Here is a 13,687-nt window from a genome sequence, read left to right on the forward strand (position 1 = left end):
CCGCCGGCGTGCTCCCATACACATGACCGAGGGCGACGGGAGCGACGACGAGGGACCGGACGACGACGAGGAACTTACCTACGCGGACGCGGGCGTCGACATCGACGCCAGCGAGGCCGCCACCGCCGCGCTGATCGGCGCGGTCGGCTCGGGCGCGGACGACGACGCGAGCGACTACGCTGGCCTCCTCGACATCGGCGACCGCTACCTCGCGCTCGCGACCGACGGCGTCGGGACCAAGCTGCTCGTCGCGGAGGCGCTGGGCGACTACTCGACGGTCGGGATCGACTGTATGGCGATGAACGTCAACGACCTCGTGGCGGCCGGCGTCCGCCCCGTCGCCTTCGTCGACTACCTCGCCGTCGACGAGCCGGATGAGGCGTTCGCCGAGCAGGTCGGCGAGGGGCTCGCCCGCGGCGCCGATCTGGCGGACGTCGAACTCGTCGGCGGCGAGACGGCGGTGATGCCGGACGTGGTCCGCGGGCTCGACCTCGCCGGGACCTGTGCCGGCCTCGCCGCGAAAGACGGGGTGTTCGACGGCCGCGCGGAGCCGGGCGACGCGCTCGTCGGCTGGCGCTCGTCGGGGATCCACTCGAACGGGCTCACGCTGGCGCGCGAGGCCGTCACGCGCGACCACGCTTACGCCGACCTCTGTCCGTTCGGCGACTACGAGACGCTCGGCGACGCGCTGCTCGAACCGACCGCGATATACACCGACCTGCTCGACCCGATGCGCGAGCACGGCGTCCGCGGCGCGGCCCACGTGACGGGCGGCGGCTGGACGAACCTCGACCGGCTCGGCGGCCACCGCTACGTGGTGGAGGACGCGTTCGACCCGCAGCCGGTCTTCGAGTTCGTCCAGTCCGAGGGGAGCGTCTCCGACGAGGAGATGTATCGCACGTTCAACATGGGGACCGGGTTCGTCGCCGCGGTCGACCCGGACGCGGCCGAGCCGCTGGCCGACGCGACCGACGGGCGCGTGATCGGTCGCGTCGAGGCGAGCGCGGCAGACGCCGGGTCCGACGACGAGGCGAGCGTCGCGATCCGCGGGCTGGAGCTGTAAGGGGACGCGGTCGTTCGGTTACGACGAGCCGTCGCCGCCCTGCGCGGCCTCGACCCGGTCCGCGGTCGACTCCAGCGCCTCGGCGAGGGTCCGCGCCTGCGCTGGAGAGAGGTCGATCTCGTCGGCGTGGGCGGTCAGGTCGTCGATAGCGGTGTTATCGAGCTCGACCTCCAGCGCGACGTGGTCGGGGTCTTCCCGCGGCGCGGTGACGTTCACGACGCCGGGCGCTTCGGTGGTGAACTCGTGGCCGCGGGCGCGCCCTTCGACCAAGTCCAGCGTCGTGTAGGCGTTCACGCGGAGCAGGCGATCACTCATCGGGCCGCCCCCGGATCCCTCCCTCGCATGGTCAGTCGTCCGCCGGGGTCGACGGCGCGTCGTCCATCGAGTCGTTCTCAGCGTATGGGTACCACGTGCGCTTCGTGTTGTGCATCATCGGGTCTTCGTAGTCGGTCTCCTCGGGCTCGACGAAGGCGTCGAGTTCCGCCTCGTCGTGACGGGCGACGAACGCCCGGAAGGATTCCCCCTCGTCGCGCTCGGCGGCGAAGCTCTCGACCAGGTTCGCGATCGCCCCCGGCACCTCGTCGACGGGCACGCGCTGCGTGACCCAGCGGGCGAACTGCGGGTCTTCTCCGAGCCCGCCGCCAAGGCCGACGTCGAGCGCCTCGACCGGCTCGCCGTCCTTGCGGGTCTTCATCCCGCGGAGGCTCACGTCTGCGATCTGCGGCTGCGCGCACGAGGCCGTACACCCGGAGAGGTGGACGTGGAACTCGTCGACGCCGTCCGGGAGGTCGACGTTCGCCTTCAGCCAGCGGGCGAACCTGACCTGCCGGTTCTTCGTCTCGACGATCGACAGCGAGCAGAACTCCGTCCCGGTACACGCGACCGAACCGCGCATGAACGGCGACGGGTCGGGCGCGTAATGGTCGAGCAGCGGCTCGTCGAGGAACTCGTCGAGGGCGTCGTCCGGCACGTCGGTGACGATGACGTTCTGCCGCTGTGAGAGCCGGACCTCGCCGGAGCCGTACTCCTCGGCCAGGTCGGCCAAGTCGAGCACGTCGTCCGCGCCCATCCGACCGACGAGCACGTTCAGCCCGACGAAGTTCCGGCCGTCCTTCTGGTCGTGGACGCCGATCAGGTCGTTGCGCTCGCCCTCGCCGGCGTTGTAGGTGTACTCCTCGCGAACGTCGCGCCCGGCGGTCTCCAGCTCGAAGTCGACGTACTCCGACTGGAGCGTCTCGCGGACCTCGTCCGCGCCCCACTCGTCGACGAGGAACTTCACCCGGGCGTTGTAACGGTCCTCGCGGTCGCCGTAGTCGCGGAACAGCGCGGAGAGCCCGCCCGCGACGTCGGGGACCCGCTCGGGCGGCACCCACACGTCGATGTCGCGCGCGAGCCGCGGCTCGTTGCGGGCGAGGCCGCCCCCGACCCGGACGTTGAACCCGACGGCGTCCTCGCTCCCGTCGTCGTCGACCGACTTGTACGCGGGCTCGAAGGCGAGGTCGTTGATGTCGCCCTGCCCGGAGCCGTCGGCGGAGCCGGTGACGGACACCTTCCACTTTCGCGGGAGGTTCGCGTGGTCGTCGTCGCCCTTGAACGTCTCGTTGAGGTTCCGAATCACCGGCCACGCGTCGATGACCTCTTGCCAGTCCTTACCCGCGACCGGGTTCCCGACGATGTTCCGCCAGGAGTCCCCGCAGGCCTGCTGCGTCGAAAGGTCGTTCTCCTCGAGCTTCTCGAAGATCGCCGGCACGTCAGAGAGCTCGATCCAGTGGAGCTGGATCGACTGCCGGGTGGTGAAGTCGGCGTACGCGTCGCCGAACACCGGGTTCGTCCCGGGGCCGCGAGCGTACTCGTCGGCGATCTCGCCGACGGTCCGGAGCTGTCCCGGTTCGAGAACGCCGTTCGGAGTCCCGATCCGCATCATGAAGTACCCCTCCTGTCCGTTCCGCTGGTGGTACAGGCCCCACCATTTGAACCGCTCGAACCACGCGTCTCGTTCGTCGTCCGGAATCGAGTCGTACCCCTCCTCGGCGAACTCGAACAGGCGGTCGCGGACCTCGTTCCCGTACACCTCCGATTTCCAGTTTTCCACGTCGGTCGGCATCGATCCCGACTACAGCCGACACCCACATAGCTGACAGCGTGGTGTCAACCTTCCCCGGTGCCCCACCGATGTGGCACGTGTTGCCGCTACTCTCCCTGTCGCACTCGACGAACGGCTGAGCGGTCGAATTCGACGAACTCACCCCCTCGAACCCGTCCGATCGGGATCCAGCCGGTCGTCCCCGTCGCACCGCACGCGATACACTGTCCGTACACCCGCGCCGCCACGGTCGAGCCGTCCACACCCACCGACTGAAAGTTCTCGACGACCAGATCCGTCAGCGCGCACCCACACAGATCCGACGCGTCGAGCCGCCATAGTTCACTGACGCGTACTTCCCGGCTGTCGTTGACAGAGATCCACGCCCCGTCGTCGAGGACGCGCAAACGAGTGGTCACAGCCGTAGTTCGGCCGCGAGGGGCCAATGGGTGACGGTGGACACAACCCACGACAGTTTCGATGACGGCCTGATAGCAAAAAACCGGCAGACGGGGCAGGAAGATCCCCGGAAAGCACGCTCCGAACTACCGGAGAAGTAATCCGGTACCCGAGAGTGGTGGTTCGATTTACAGGTGTACCGTCACTTATGACGATAGTACACGTGCGTAAATTTGATGACCGATTCGGTTCCCGACTCAGACGCCGATCGGCCCGCGGAACGGGTCGATGTCGAGTACCGGCAGCACGCGTCCGCGGACGTGGCCCCCGAACTCTTCGACGACCGGTCGGAGGAAGAATGACGGAGCGGGACGACGACCGCTCGACCGACGACCGGGGGGTGAGCGAGGAGCGCGAAGCCGACTCGGAGGCAGAAGCGGCGGAAGACGAGGCCGACGGCGACGCGGACCACCTCGACGACGTTGAGGACGGCGTGGGCTGTACGGAGATCTGGGAGCGGCTCTCGGAGCGGCGGGAAGAGTGAGCGCCGGTCCGCGCCCCGGTCAGGACAGCTGTGCCGCGATATCGGCCTCGGTGATGATCCCGACCGTCTCGCCGCCGTCGGTGACCATCACGGCCTTGTAGTGGTCGAGGAGGTTGCGGACCTCGTCGACGGTCGCCGACGGCGCGACCGTCGGGAACGACTCGCTCATCACCTCGCTGACGGGGTGGTCGCCGACGTTCTCGCCGGCGTGGACGACGTCGCCCTGACTGATCGAGCCGACGGGCACGCCGTTCTGGAGGACGGGGAGCTGCGAGTACGCCTCCGCCTCCATCAGCTCCACGGCCCCGCTGACGGCGTCGTCCGGCGCGACGCTGATCACGGTCTCGTTCATCAGGTCGGTCGCGCGCACGACCTCGCCCTCCGCCTGCTGGAGCGCGTTGACGATGCGGCGCAGCGTCGAGAGCCGCGGGTCGACGTCGCCGCCCTCGATCCGCGCGATCAACGGCTGGGAGACGTCGGCGGCGTCGGCGAGCTCGCTCTGGGTCAGGTCCAGCGCGGTCCGTCGCTCGCGGAGGTCCTGTGGCGTCGGCAGTTCCATACCGCCTAATTACCTGAGGTTATTAGAAAAGCTTTCGGCACCGTTCGGGCCCGCGGGCCGCGGACCGTGCGCGAGTCGTCTCCGGGTCTCGACGCGTCGCGGCCGCGGTTATCGCTCCGGCTCCTCGTCCTCGTCAGCGTCGGTCTCGAAGACGTCGATCACTTCGAGGGGGACGTCGCGGAGCGCGCCGCCGACCTCGCTTTTCGCGATCCGCTCGGCGTGCTCCTCGCTGTCGGCGTTGAACACGTCGATCTCTAAGAGGAGTCCCACGAGGGCCGTGTTCGCCGCGAGGAACGCGGCGTCGAACGGCTCGCCGCAGGCCGGACAGCCGGTGACGCCGGGCTCGACCTCGACGTACTGCTTGTCCGTCTCGTTGAGTCGCTTGCCGGCTTCGCTGACCGCGACGCCGATGGCGTCGTCGGTCTCCTCGACGTCACGGACCAACCAGGCGGCTTCCATCGCGACTTCGTAGTTGCTCATACGCGGTCGGAGGAGCCGCAGGGTTTCTTGTCTTGTGGTTTGGCCGTGGGAGAAAACTGACCGTTCCGGGGTCGCATACGGCGTCGAGACGCGCCCTACAGTCGGTCGGCGATCGCCGCGGTGACCTCGTCGGTCGTCGCCGAGCCGCCGAGGTCGCCGGTGCGCGGCCCGTCCGAGAGGACGCCCTCGACCGCGTCGCGGACCCGCTGCCCCTCCTCGACGTGGCCGAGGTACTCGAGCAGCATGGCCGCCGAGAGGACCGCCGCGGTCGGGTTCGCGACCCCCTCGCCGGCGATGTCCGGCGCGGTGCCGTGGACCGGCTCGAACAGCCCGTTGTCGTGGCCGACGTTCGCCGACGGGAGCAGGCCGAGGCCGCCGACGAGCCCGGCCGCCAGGTCGGAGAGCACGTCGCCTGCGAGGTTCGGACAGACGATCACGCCGTACTGGCCCGGGTCGAGCGGGAGCTTCGTCGCGAACGCGTCCATCAGCTCCTCGTCCGCCTCGACGTCGCGCTCGTCGGCGACCGCCGCGACCTCGTCGCGGAACCGGCCGTCCGTCTCGCGCATCACGTTCGCCTTGTGGGCGATCGTGAACCCCTCGTCCGGGTTCCCGGCGGGGCCACGCCCCTCCTTGACGAAGTCGCAGGCGTACTCAGCCAGCTCGCGCGAGGCCGACGAGGTGACGACGCGCGTCAGCGTCGAGAGGTCCTCGCTGAGCCGGTCCTCGTGGCCCGAGTAGACGCCCTCGGTGTTCTCGCGGAGGAACACCACGTCCGTCTCCGGCCGGAGCGCGTCGACGCCCGGGAACGCCTTCGCGGGCCGGACGTTGACGAAGGAGTCCACCGCCTCGCGCAGCGGGAGGATCACGTCGGCGGCCGTCTCGCCCGCCGCGCCGAACAGCGTCGCGTCCGCGTCGGCGACCAGGTCGTACGTCTCGTCGGGGAGCGCCTCGCCGGTCGCGTCCCGGGTCGCGTCGCCGGCCTCCGCGGCGACGAACTCGAAGTCGAGGTCGAGCGACTCAAGCACGTCGACGGCGGCCGGCACGACCTCGCGGCCGATACCGTCGCCCTCGATGACGACTATCTCGTCGGTCATCCGGCTCAGTCGTCCCCCTCGACGTACGGCAGGTCGGCAACCGTCTCGTCGACCTTGCTCCGGTTCGAGTACATCAACGCGGTCGTGTCCCAGATCCCCTCGACCAAGGCCTCGCGCATCGCGTCGTCGACCTCGACGTCGATGACGGTGTCGCCGTAGGTGACCGTCTCGTTCTCCACGTCGATGTCGATGTGACCGTCGGGGTTCGCCTCGATCCACTCCTGGAGTTCCACCACGGTCTCGTGGTCCGCGGTGACCGCGGGGATGCCAAGCGACTTACAGTTGTCGCGGAAGATCTCGGCGTAGGACTCGCCGACGACGCCGTCGACGCCCCAGCGCATCATCGCCTGCGGCGCGTGTTCCCGGGAGGAGCCGCAGCCGAAGTTGGAGTTGACGACCGCGATCGACGCGCCCTCGAAGCGGTTGAGCGGGTGGTCGTTGAACTCCCCGTCCTCGTCGCGCCGGGCGTCGTAGAAGAGGTAGTCCGCCATGTTGTCGAACGTGACCTCTTTCATGAACTGCGCCGGCAGGATCTGGTCGGTGTCGACGTCGTCGCCCGGGATGGGGACGCCCGTGCCCGACACCTCGGTGATGTGTTGATCGTCGCCCGCGTTGGCGTCGGGGGCCATCAGTCGGCCACCTCCTCGACGCCGCCCGCGCCGCCGGTCGGCCCGTCGTCCAGGTAGTCGCGCGCGTCGACGACCTCGCCCTCGACAGCCGCGGCCGCGACCATCGCGGGGCTCATCAGCACCGTCCGTCCCTCCTTCGAGCCCTGTCGCCCGACGAAGTTGCGGTTCGACGACGACGCACAGACCTCGCCGGCGCCGAGCTGATCGTCGTTCATCGCGAGGCACATCGAGCAGCCGGCGCGCCGCCACTGGAAGCCGGCCTCGATGAACGTCTGGTCGATGCCGCGCGCCTCGCACTGCGCGCGGACCGTCTCCGAGCCGGGCACCGCGAGCGCGCGCACGTCCTCGTCGACGCTGTGGTTCTCCAGGATCCGCGCCGCCTCTTTGAAGTCGGAGAGCCGGCCATTCGTACAGGTGCCGAGGAAGGCCACGTCGACGTCGTACCCGAGCATCGACTGGCCGGGCTCGACCGCCATATGATCGATCGCCTTCTCGGCGGCCTCCCGGTCGGTCCGCTCGTCGAAGTCGTCCGGGTGCGGCACCGGCTCGTCGATCTCGACGACCTGGCCGGGGTTGATCCCCCACGTGACCAGCGGATCGAGGCCGTCGGCGTCGACCGTGACCACGTCGTCGTACTCGGCGTCGTCGTCGGAGGCGATCGACTCCCAGTACGCCTTCCGCTCCTCGAATTCTTCGCCCTCCGGGACGTACTCGCGGCCCCGCAGGTAGTCGTAGGTCGTCTCGTCGGGGTTGACGTACCCGGCGCGGGCGCCGCCCTCGATCGACATGTTACAGACGGCGAGCCGGCCCTCCATGTCGAGCGCCTCGATGGCGGGACCGCCGTACTCGTACACGTGGCCGACGCCCCCGTCGACGCCGAGGTCCTTGATCACTTTCATGATCACGTCCTTCGCGTAGACGCCCTCGCCGAGCTCGCCCTCGACCTCGATCCGGCGCACTTTCTGCTTGTCGGCCGCGATACAGCCGGTCGCGAGCACGTCGCGGATCTGGCTCGTGCCGATACCGACGCCGATGGAGCCGAACGCGCCGTGGGTCGCCGTGTGGCTGTCGCCGCACGCGACCGTCATCCCGGGCTGTGAGAGCCCCAGTTCGGGCGCGACGACGTGGGTGATCCCCTGTTTCCCGGAGTCGAAGCCGAAGAAGGTGATCCCGCTCTCGCTCGTGTTGCGTTCGAGCGCCGACAGCATCTCCTCGGCCTGGTCGTCGGCCAGCGGGCGCTCGCGCTTGTCGGCCTCCGTCGGCGCGATGTGGTCGGTTGTCGCGAACGTCTGATCCGGGTACGCGACGTCGAGGTCGCGCTCGCGGAGCATCCCGAACGCCTGCGGGCTCGTCACCTCGTGGACGAGGTGGAGCCCGATGAACAGCTGGTCCTGTCCGTTCGGGAGCTCCGTCACCTTGTGTCGCTCCCACACCTTGTCGTACAGCGTGCCCTCGCTCATCGGTCGTCACCCCGGACCGCCGCGCCGTCGGAGGACCGACCGCTCACCGGTACGCCCATCAGGCGGTCACCTCGGCGCTCTCCTCCTCCTCGTCGCCCTCGGCCGACTCCTCCCACGCGAAGAGACCGCGCAGCTCGTCGCCGACGGCCTCGATCTCGTGGTTCTTCTCCGCCTCGCGGAGCTGGGTGTAGGAGGGTCGTCCTGCCTGATTCTCCGCGATCCACTCGCGGGCGAACTGACCGTTCTGGACCTTCTCCAGAACCTCCTCCATGTTCTCGCGGGCGTGCTCGTCGACGACCACGTCGCCCTGCGTGAGCCCGCCGTACTCCGCGGTGTCGGAGACCGAGTCCCACATCTCGTCGAGCCCGCCCTCGTACATCAGGTCGACGATGAGCTTCAGCTCGTTGAGGCACTCGAAGTACGCCATTTCGGGGGAGTAGCCCGCGTCGACGAGCGTCTCGTACCCCTGCTTCACCAGCGAGGTGACGCCGCCGCAGAGGACGGCTTGCTCGCCGAACAGGTCGGTCTCGGTCTCCTCGCGGAACGACGTCTCGACGACGCCGGCGCGCGTACACCCGATCGCGGCCGCGTACGCGAGCCCCTCGTCGTGCGCGTCGCCCGTCGCGTCCTGGTACACCGCCAGCAGGCCGGGGGTCCCCTGGTCGTTCTCGTAGTTGCGGCGCACGAGGTGGCCCGGCGACTTCGGCGCGACCATCGTCACGTCGACGTCTTCCGGCGGCTGGATCTGGTTGTAGTGGATGTTGAACCCGTGCGCGAACTGGAGCGTGTCGCCCGCGTCCAGGTTCGGTTCGATCGCGTTCTCGTACACGTCCGGCTGGACGGTGTCGGGCACGAGCACGCTCACGATGTCGGCCTCGGCCGCCGCGTCGGCGGGGGTCTCGACGCGGAGCCCGTCGCTCTCGGCGGCGGCCCGGGAAGAGCTGCTCTCGCGGAGGCCGACGATCACGTCGACCCCGCTGTCGGCGAGGTTCTGCGCGTGGGCGTGGCCCTGCGAGCCGTAGCCGAGGACGGCCACCGTCTTGTGGGCGATGGCCTCCTCGTCGGCGTCGGCGTCGTAGTATACGGTCGAGTCGAACGTCTGGGTGTCGTCTTCGGTCATGTGTTTGGTGGAAATCCGCGTGTCAGTCGTCGTGCGTGGTCGGTTCGCCGGCCGTTCCGGGTTTCTCTCCTGGGGCCGTCGGCGTGTTGCCGCGGGCGAGGGCCGTCGGCCCGGTCCGGGCGATCTCGACGATGCCGAACCGGTCGAACGCCCCGATCGCGTCGTCGATGCTGCGCTTGTCACCGGTGAGCTCGACGGTGATCGTCTCCGGGCCGGCGTCGACCGTCCGGCCGTCGTACATCTCGGAGACGGCGTGGACCGCGGCGGGGTCGTCGGCCTCGACCTTCAAGAGGACGAGCTCCGAGGTGACCGCGTCGCCGGCGACCTCGCCGACCGAGATGACCGGCTTCAGCTTCGCCATCTGCTTCTCGATTTGGTCGATACCAGAGTCCGTCTCCTCGACGACCATCGTGATCCGCGAGTGGCCGTCGACGGTCGTCGGCCCGACCGTCAGGCTCTCGATGTTGAACTGCCGCCGGGAGACGAGCCCGGAGACGCGCGCGAGCACGCCGGGCTCGTCCTCCACGAGCGCCGAGATGACCGCGCGGCGAGACTCCTGTTCGGCCTCGACGACCGGGTCGATCCGGATCCCTTCGAGGTTCCGTCGCCCCGCGGGGTGCTCGCGCTCGTCGGGACCGGGCTGCTCGCCGGGGAGCGGTCGGGAGTCCGCCTCGGGGGTCACTCGCGACTCGCCATCGACGCCGGAGGCGTCGCCGCTCATAGCTGGTCCTCCGCGGCCGCGAACTTCCCGTTCGCGCCGCCGCTCGGCACCATCGGCAGGACGTTCTCCTCGGGGTCGACGTGGAAGTCGATCACGGCGGGCCCCTCGTACTCCAGCGCCTCCTCGACCGCTGACGCGACCTCGTCGTAGTCGTCGACCCGCAGCCCCAGCGCGCCGAACGCCTCTGCGAGCTTGTCGAACTCGGGCATCCACGTGTAGTCGGAGGCCATGTGTCGGCCCTCGTAGAAGGCGTCCTGCCACTGCCGGACCATCCCGATGTACTCGTTGTTGAGCACGGCGATGGTGATGTCAAGCTCCTCGCGGACCGCGACCGACAGCTCCTGCATCGTCATCAGGAAGGAGCCGTCGCCGTCGAAACACACCACGTCGCGGTCCTCCTCGCCCATCGTGTCGGCCGCGACGCGCGCGCCGACCGCGGCCGGCACGCCGTACCCCATCGTGCCGAGGCCGTGCGACGAGACCCACGTCCGGGGCTCCGAGTACGTCCAGAACTGCGAGGCCCACATCTGGTGTTGCCCCACGCCGGTGGTGACGACGGTGTCGTCGTCGGTCGCCTCGTCGAACGCCTCGACGACGAACTGCGGCTTCAGCGGTTCGTCGTCGGGAGTCGCGTACGTGAGCGGGTACGTCTCCTTCCACGCCTCGCAGCGGTCGCGCCACGCCTCGGCGTCGGGTGCGTCGCGGACCGCGGCGGTCAGCTGGTCCAAGACGCGGCCGGCGTCGCCGACGAGCGGGTAGTCGGCGTGGACGTTCTTGCTGATCTCCGCGGGGTCGATGTCGACGTGGATCACCTCGGCCTCAGGGGCGAACGTGTCGATGCCGCCGGTGAGGCGGTCGTCGAACCGCGTGCCGACCGCGATCAGGCAGTCGGTGTGGGTGATCGCCAGGTTCGCGTAGCCGGTGCCGTGCATCCCCGCCCACGAGAGGCAGAGGTCGTCGTCCTCGGGGAACGAGCCGATACCCGGCATCGTTGTCGTCACCGGGATGCCGTAGCTCCGCGCGAAGGTCCGCGCCTCGGCGCTCGCGTCGGCCTTGATCACACCGCCGCCGAACAGGCAGACGGGGCGTTCGGCGGCCTCGATGGCGCGTGCCGCCTCCTCGACGGCGTCCGCGTCGGCGTTCGGGTCCGGGTCGGTGCCGGCCGGCGGCGTCGCCGGGCCGGGCGTCCGGTCGGTCTCGTCCTGGGTGACGTCCTTCGGGAGGTCGACGAGCGTCGGCCCGGGCCGCCCGGCCCGGGACAGCTCGAACGCCTCGCCGACGGTGTCGCCGACGGTGTCGGCGCCGCCGGCGAAGTAGTTGTGCTTCGTGATCGGCCGCGTGACGCCGACCGTGTCGGTCTCCTGGAACGCGTCGTTCCCGACGAACTCCGTGGGCACCTGTCCGGTGAGCGCCAGCATCGCGTCCGAGTCCATGTCGGCGTCGGCGATGCCCGTGACGAGGTTGGTCGCCCCCGGACCGGAAGTGGCCATACAGAGGCCCGGCTCGCCGGCGACGACGCCGTACGCGTCGGCGGCGTGGGCGGCCCCCTGCTCGTGGGCCATCGTCACGTGCCGGATCGACGAGTCGTACAGCGCGTCGTAGACGGGCATGATCGCGCCGCCCTGGACGCCGAAGGCGGTCTTCGCGCCCGCGGCCTCGAGGGCGGCGACGACCGACTCGGCCCCGGTCGAGACGGGGCCGGCGGTCTGGCGTTCCTCGGGGTCGGTCGGCTCCTCGGTCGCGGCCGACGAGTCGGCCGACTCGTCTGCGTCGGATCGCGGCTGTGCTGCTGTGTCGCTCATTGTCGTGGGGATGTGCGATGTGGCATCTGGCGGGTTATCGTATCGGTCGTTGCGAACGGGCAGCGGGCGAGCTGGCGCCGCGGCCGCGTCGTTCGCGGCTGCGCGGGGCGAGAACGGCTCGGCCGCCGGCGTTCGGCGGTGCGTCGCGTCGGTGAGGAAGGGGTAGTGTAGGGGGTTATACCCCTACAATGATCGGCGCGACGGCTCCGGAAACGGCGGCGTGCTCCGGGGTTGTGGTGTGCCGTCGCATCTCGCCCGAAGCAACGCGGCCGGGGTATAAATTCCTGTCGGGGGCCCGGAGCGGCCCCGCGATCGGCTACCGCCTGCGACCGCGAGCGCGGTCGCTCGGGGGGCGTTCCGCTCGGGGAAGGGGCCATCAGACCCGGACCTCCTCCTCGCGCGTGACGCCCGCCTCCTCGGCGAACCGCTCGACGTCGCCGGCGGTCACCTGCCGCTTGCCGGCGCCGTACTCCTTGACTCGCTTGGTGATCGATCGGACCTCGCTGTCCGTCGGGTCGAAGCCGGCCTCCACCAGGTGCTTGCGCACGCTGTGTGTACCGGTGTGTTTGCCTAAGACGAACTCGCGTTCGGCACCGACCATCTCCGGGGTCATCACGCCGGTCTCGAACGTGTCGCTGTTCTCGATGACGCCGGCGGCGTGGATGCCGGACTCGTGGGCGAACGCGTTCCGCCCCGTGATCGGCTTGTTCGCGGGCACCGGGATGTCCGAGGCCTCCTCGACGATCCGGGCCAGCTTGGTGATCTGGGTGGTGTCGATGCCGGTGTCGACGCCGTACACGGACTCGACGGCCATGACGACCTCCTCGTAGGCGGCGTTGCCGGCGCGCTCGCCGATGCCGTTGACCGACACCTGCGCCTGCTCGGCCCCGTTCTCGAAGCCGGTGACGGCGTTGGCCGCGGCCATCCCGAAGTCGTCGTGGGTGTGGACGTCGACGCGGGCGTCGGTCGCCTCGACGACGGCGTTCACCGTCTCGCCGAAGCTGGTCGGCATCCCGACGCCGCAGGTGTCGGGGATGTTGATCCAGTCGGTGCCGGCGTCGCTGACCGCCTCGACGATGTCGATCAGGTAGTCCGGGTCCGTTCGAGTGGCGTCCATCGGCGAGAACATACACTCGACGCCGGCGTCTTTCACCTTCTCGACCGCGTCGACCGCGCGCCCCTTCGCCTCCTCGCGGGTCGCGTGCATCGAGTCCTCCAGCTGAACGTCGCTGGTGGAAACGAACACGTGGACCATCTCGACGCCGGAGTCGATGGCGGCGTCGATGTCCCCGTCGACGACCCGCGCCAGCCCGCAGACGGTGGTGTCCGTCGCGGCGGCGATGTCGCTGACGGCCTCGAACTCCGCGTCCGAGTTGACCGGGAACCCAGCCTCGATGACGTGGGTGTTCATATCGTCCAGCGTCGCCGCTATGCGGCGTTTCTCGTCGTAGCTGAACGATGTCCGTGGTGACTGTTCTCCGTCTCGCAGAGTCGTGTCGAAGATCCTGACAGGACCGATATCGACGTTAGAAGCTATCGTGCCCTGGAAGAACTCGATCCGCCGGGGTGTCCGACGAAGCCTCCGTGATGTCTGTCATCGATTCACGACAAGACGGTCGAGTACTTAACGGTTTGGACGATCGCAAAATCGGAGCGGACCGGCAGTTCGGAGCGATCCGACGGTGTTCGAGAAAACCGCATGACAGCATTGGTGTAATTACACCTTAAGGAAG

General features: G+C 69.3%; 15 protein-coding genes. 3 read left to right on the forward strand and 12 right to left on the reverse strand.

Annotated elements, in window-relative coordinates:
- Window positions 1-22: 22 nt before the first annotated feature.
- Window positions 23-1,063: a phosphoribosylformylglycinamidine cyclo-ligase gene (gene purM, locus ABNG04_RS11160; protein WP_371162494.1), complete on the forward strand. Its 1,041-nt coding sequence runs from the start codon at window positions 23-25 to the stop codon at window positions 1,061-1,063.
- An 18-nt stretch (window positions 1,064-1,081) separates the two neighbouring features.
- Here purM and ABNG04_RS11165 read toward each other — a convergent pair whose 3' ends face one another.
- The 3 genes from ABNG04_RS11165 to ABNG04_RS11175 all read right to left on the reverse strand — a co-directional run bounded on the left by ABNG04_RS11165 (window position 1,082) and on the right by ABNG04_RS11175 (window position 3,565).
- Window positions 1,082-1,378: a DUF6360 family protein gene (locus ABNG04_RS11165; protein WP_371162495.1), complete on the reverse strand. Its 297-nt coding sequence runs from the start codon at window positions 1,376-1,378 to the stop codon at window positions 1,082-1,084.
- A 31-nt stretch (window positions 1,379-1,409) separates the two neighbouring features.
- On the reverse strand, window positions 1,410-3,167 hold the full coding sequence (locus tag ABNG04_RS11170; protein ID WP_371162496.1) for a nitrite/sulfite reductase: 1,758 nt from the start codon (window positions 3,165-3,167) through the stop codon (window positions 1,410-1,412).
- A gap of 86 nt (window positions 3,168-3,253) precedes the next feature.
- Window positions 3,254-3,565, reverse strand: a complete 312-nt coding sequence (locus ABNG04_RS11175; protein WP_371162497.1) for a DUF8134 family protein — start codon at window positions 3,563-3,565, stop codon at window positions 3,254-3,256.
- A 216-nt stretch (window positions 3,566-3,781) separates the two neighbouring features.
- Between ABNG04_RS11175 and ABNG04_RS11180 the strand changes: the two genes are divergently transcribed.
- Window positions 3,782-3,907: a hypothetical protein gene (locus tag ABNG04_RS11180; protein ID WP_371162498.1), complete on the forward strand. Its 126-nt coding sequence runs from the start codon at window positions 3,782-3,784 to the stop codon at window positions 3,905-3,907.
- Complete coding sequence (locus ABNG04_RS11185) at window positions 3,904-4,089, forward strand: DUF8595 family protein (RefSeq protein ID WP_371162499.1); 186 nt, start codon at window positions 3,904-3,906, stop codon at window positions 4,087-4,089. Before ABNG04_RS11180 ends, ABNG04_RS11185 begins: the two co-directional genes overlap by 4 nt.
- Window positions 4,090-4,108: 19 nt before the next feature.
- Here the strand turns inward: ABNG04_RS11185 and ABNG04_RS11190 are convergent, their stop codons facing one another.
- The 9 genes from ABNG04_RS11190 to ABNG04_RS11230 form a co-directional block, all read right to left on the reverse strand.
- Window positions 4,109-4,648, reverse strand: a complete 540-nt coding sequence (locus ABNG04_RS11190) for a CBS domain-containing protein (RefSeq protein ID WP_297887479.1) — start codon at window positions 4,646-4,648, stop codon at window positions 4,109-4,111.
- A 108-nt stretch (window positions 4,649-4,756) separates the two neighbouring features.
- Window positions 4,757-5,128 carry a DUF555 domain-containing protein gene (locus ABNG04_RS11195; RefSeq protein ID WP_006113355.1) on the reverse strand — a complete coding sequence of 124 codons (372 nt, stop codon included), beginning with the start codon at window positions 5,126-5,128 and terminating at the stop codon, window positions 4,757-4,759.
- 95 nt (window positions 5,129-5,223) lie between these two features.
- Complete coding sequence (locus ABNG04_RS11200) at window positions 5,224-6,222, reverse strand: isocitrate/isopropylmalate family dehydrogenase (protein ID WP_371162500.1); 999 nt, start codon at window positions 6,220-6,222, stop codon at window positions 5,224-5,226.
- Between the two features lie 5 nt (window positions 6,223-6,227).
- Complete coding sequence (leuD, locus tag ABNG04_RS11205) at window positions 6,228-6,851, reverse strand: 3-isopropylmalate dehydratase small subunit (protein WP_371162501.1); 624 nt, start codon at window positions 6,849-6,851, stop codon at window positions 6,228-6,230.
- A complete protein-coding gene (leuC, locus tag ABNG04_RS11210) occupies window positions 6,851-8,311 on the reverse strand; it encodes a 3-isopropylmalate dehydratase large subunit (protein ID WP_371162502.1) in 1,461 nt (486 codons plus the stop codon). Before leuC ends, leuD begins: the two co-directional genes overlap by 1 nt.
- A gap of 58 nt (window positions 8,312-8,369) precedes the next feature.
- Window positions 8,370-9,431 (reverse strand): ketol-acid reductoisomerase, encoded by a 1,062-nt coding sequence (ilvC, locus tag ABNG04_RS11215; RefSeq protein WP_371162503.1) that lies wholly within the window; start codon window positions 9,429-9,431, stop codon window positions 8,370-8,372.
- 22 nt (window positions 9,432-9,453) lie between these two features.
- Window positions 9,454-10,152, reverse strand: a complete 699-nt coding sequence (ilvN, locus tag ABNG04_RS11220; protein WP_371162504.1) for an acetolactate synthase small subunit — start codon at window positions 10,150-10,152, stop codon at window positions 9,454-9,456.
- Window positions 10,149-11,954: a biosynthetic-type acetolactate synthase large subunit gene (gene ilvB / locus ABNG04_RS11225; RefSeq protein ID WP_371162505.1), complete on the reverse strand. Its 1,806-nt coding sequence runs from the start codon at window positions 11,952-11,954 to the stop codon at window positions 10,149-10,151. The genes ilvN and ilvB overlap by 4 nt, the downstream gene beginning before the upstream one ends.
- Before the next feature lie 376 nt (window positions 11,955-12,330).
- The gene (locus ABNG04_RS11230) at window positions 12,331-13,512 is read right to left on the reverse strand and encodes a LeuA family protein (RefSeq protein ID WP_445972118.1); all 1,182 of its coding nucleotides are present in this window, start codon (window positions 13,510-13,512) and stop codon (window positions 12,331-12,333) included.
- Window positions 13,513-13,687: the final 175 nt, after the last annotated feature.

This window comes from Halorubrum miltondacostae (genome assembly GCF_041379815.1).
GTDB classification, from domain to species: Archaea; Halobacteriota; Halobacteria; order Halobacteriales; family Haloferacaceae; genus Halorubrum; species Halorubrum miltondacostae.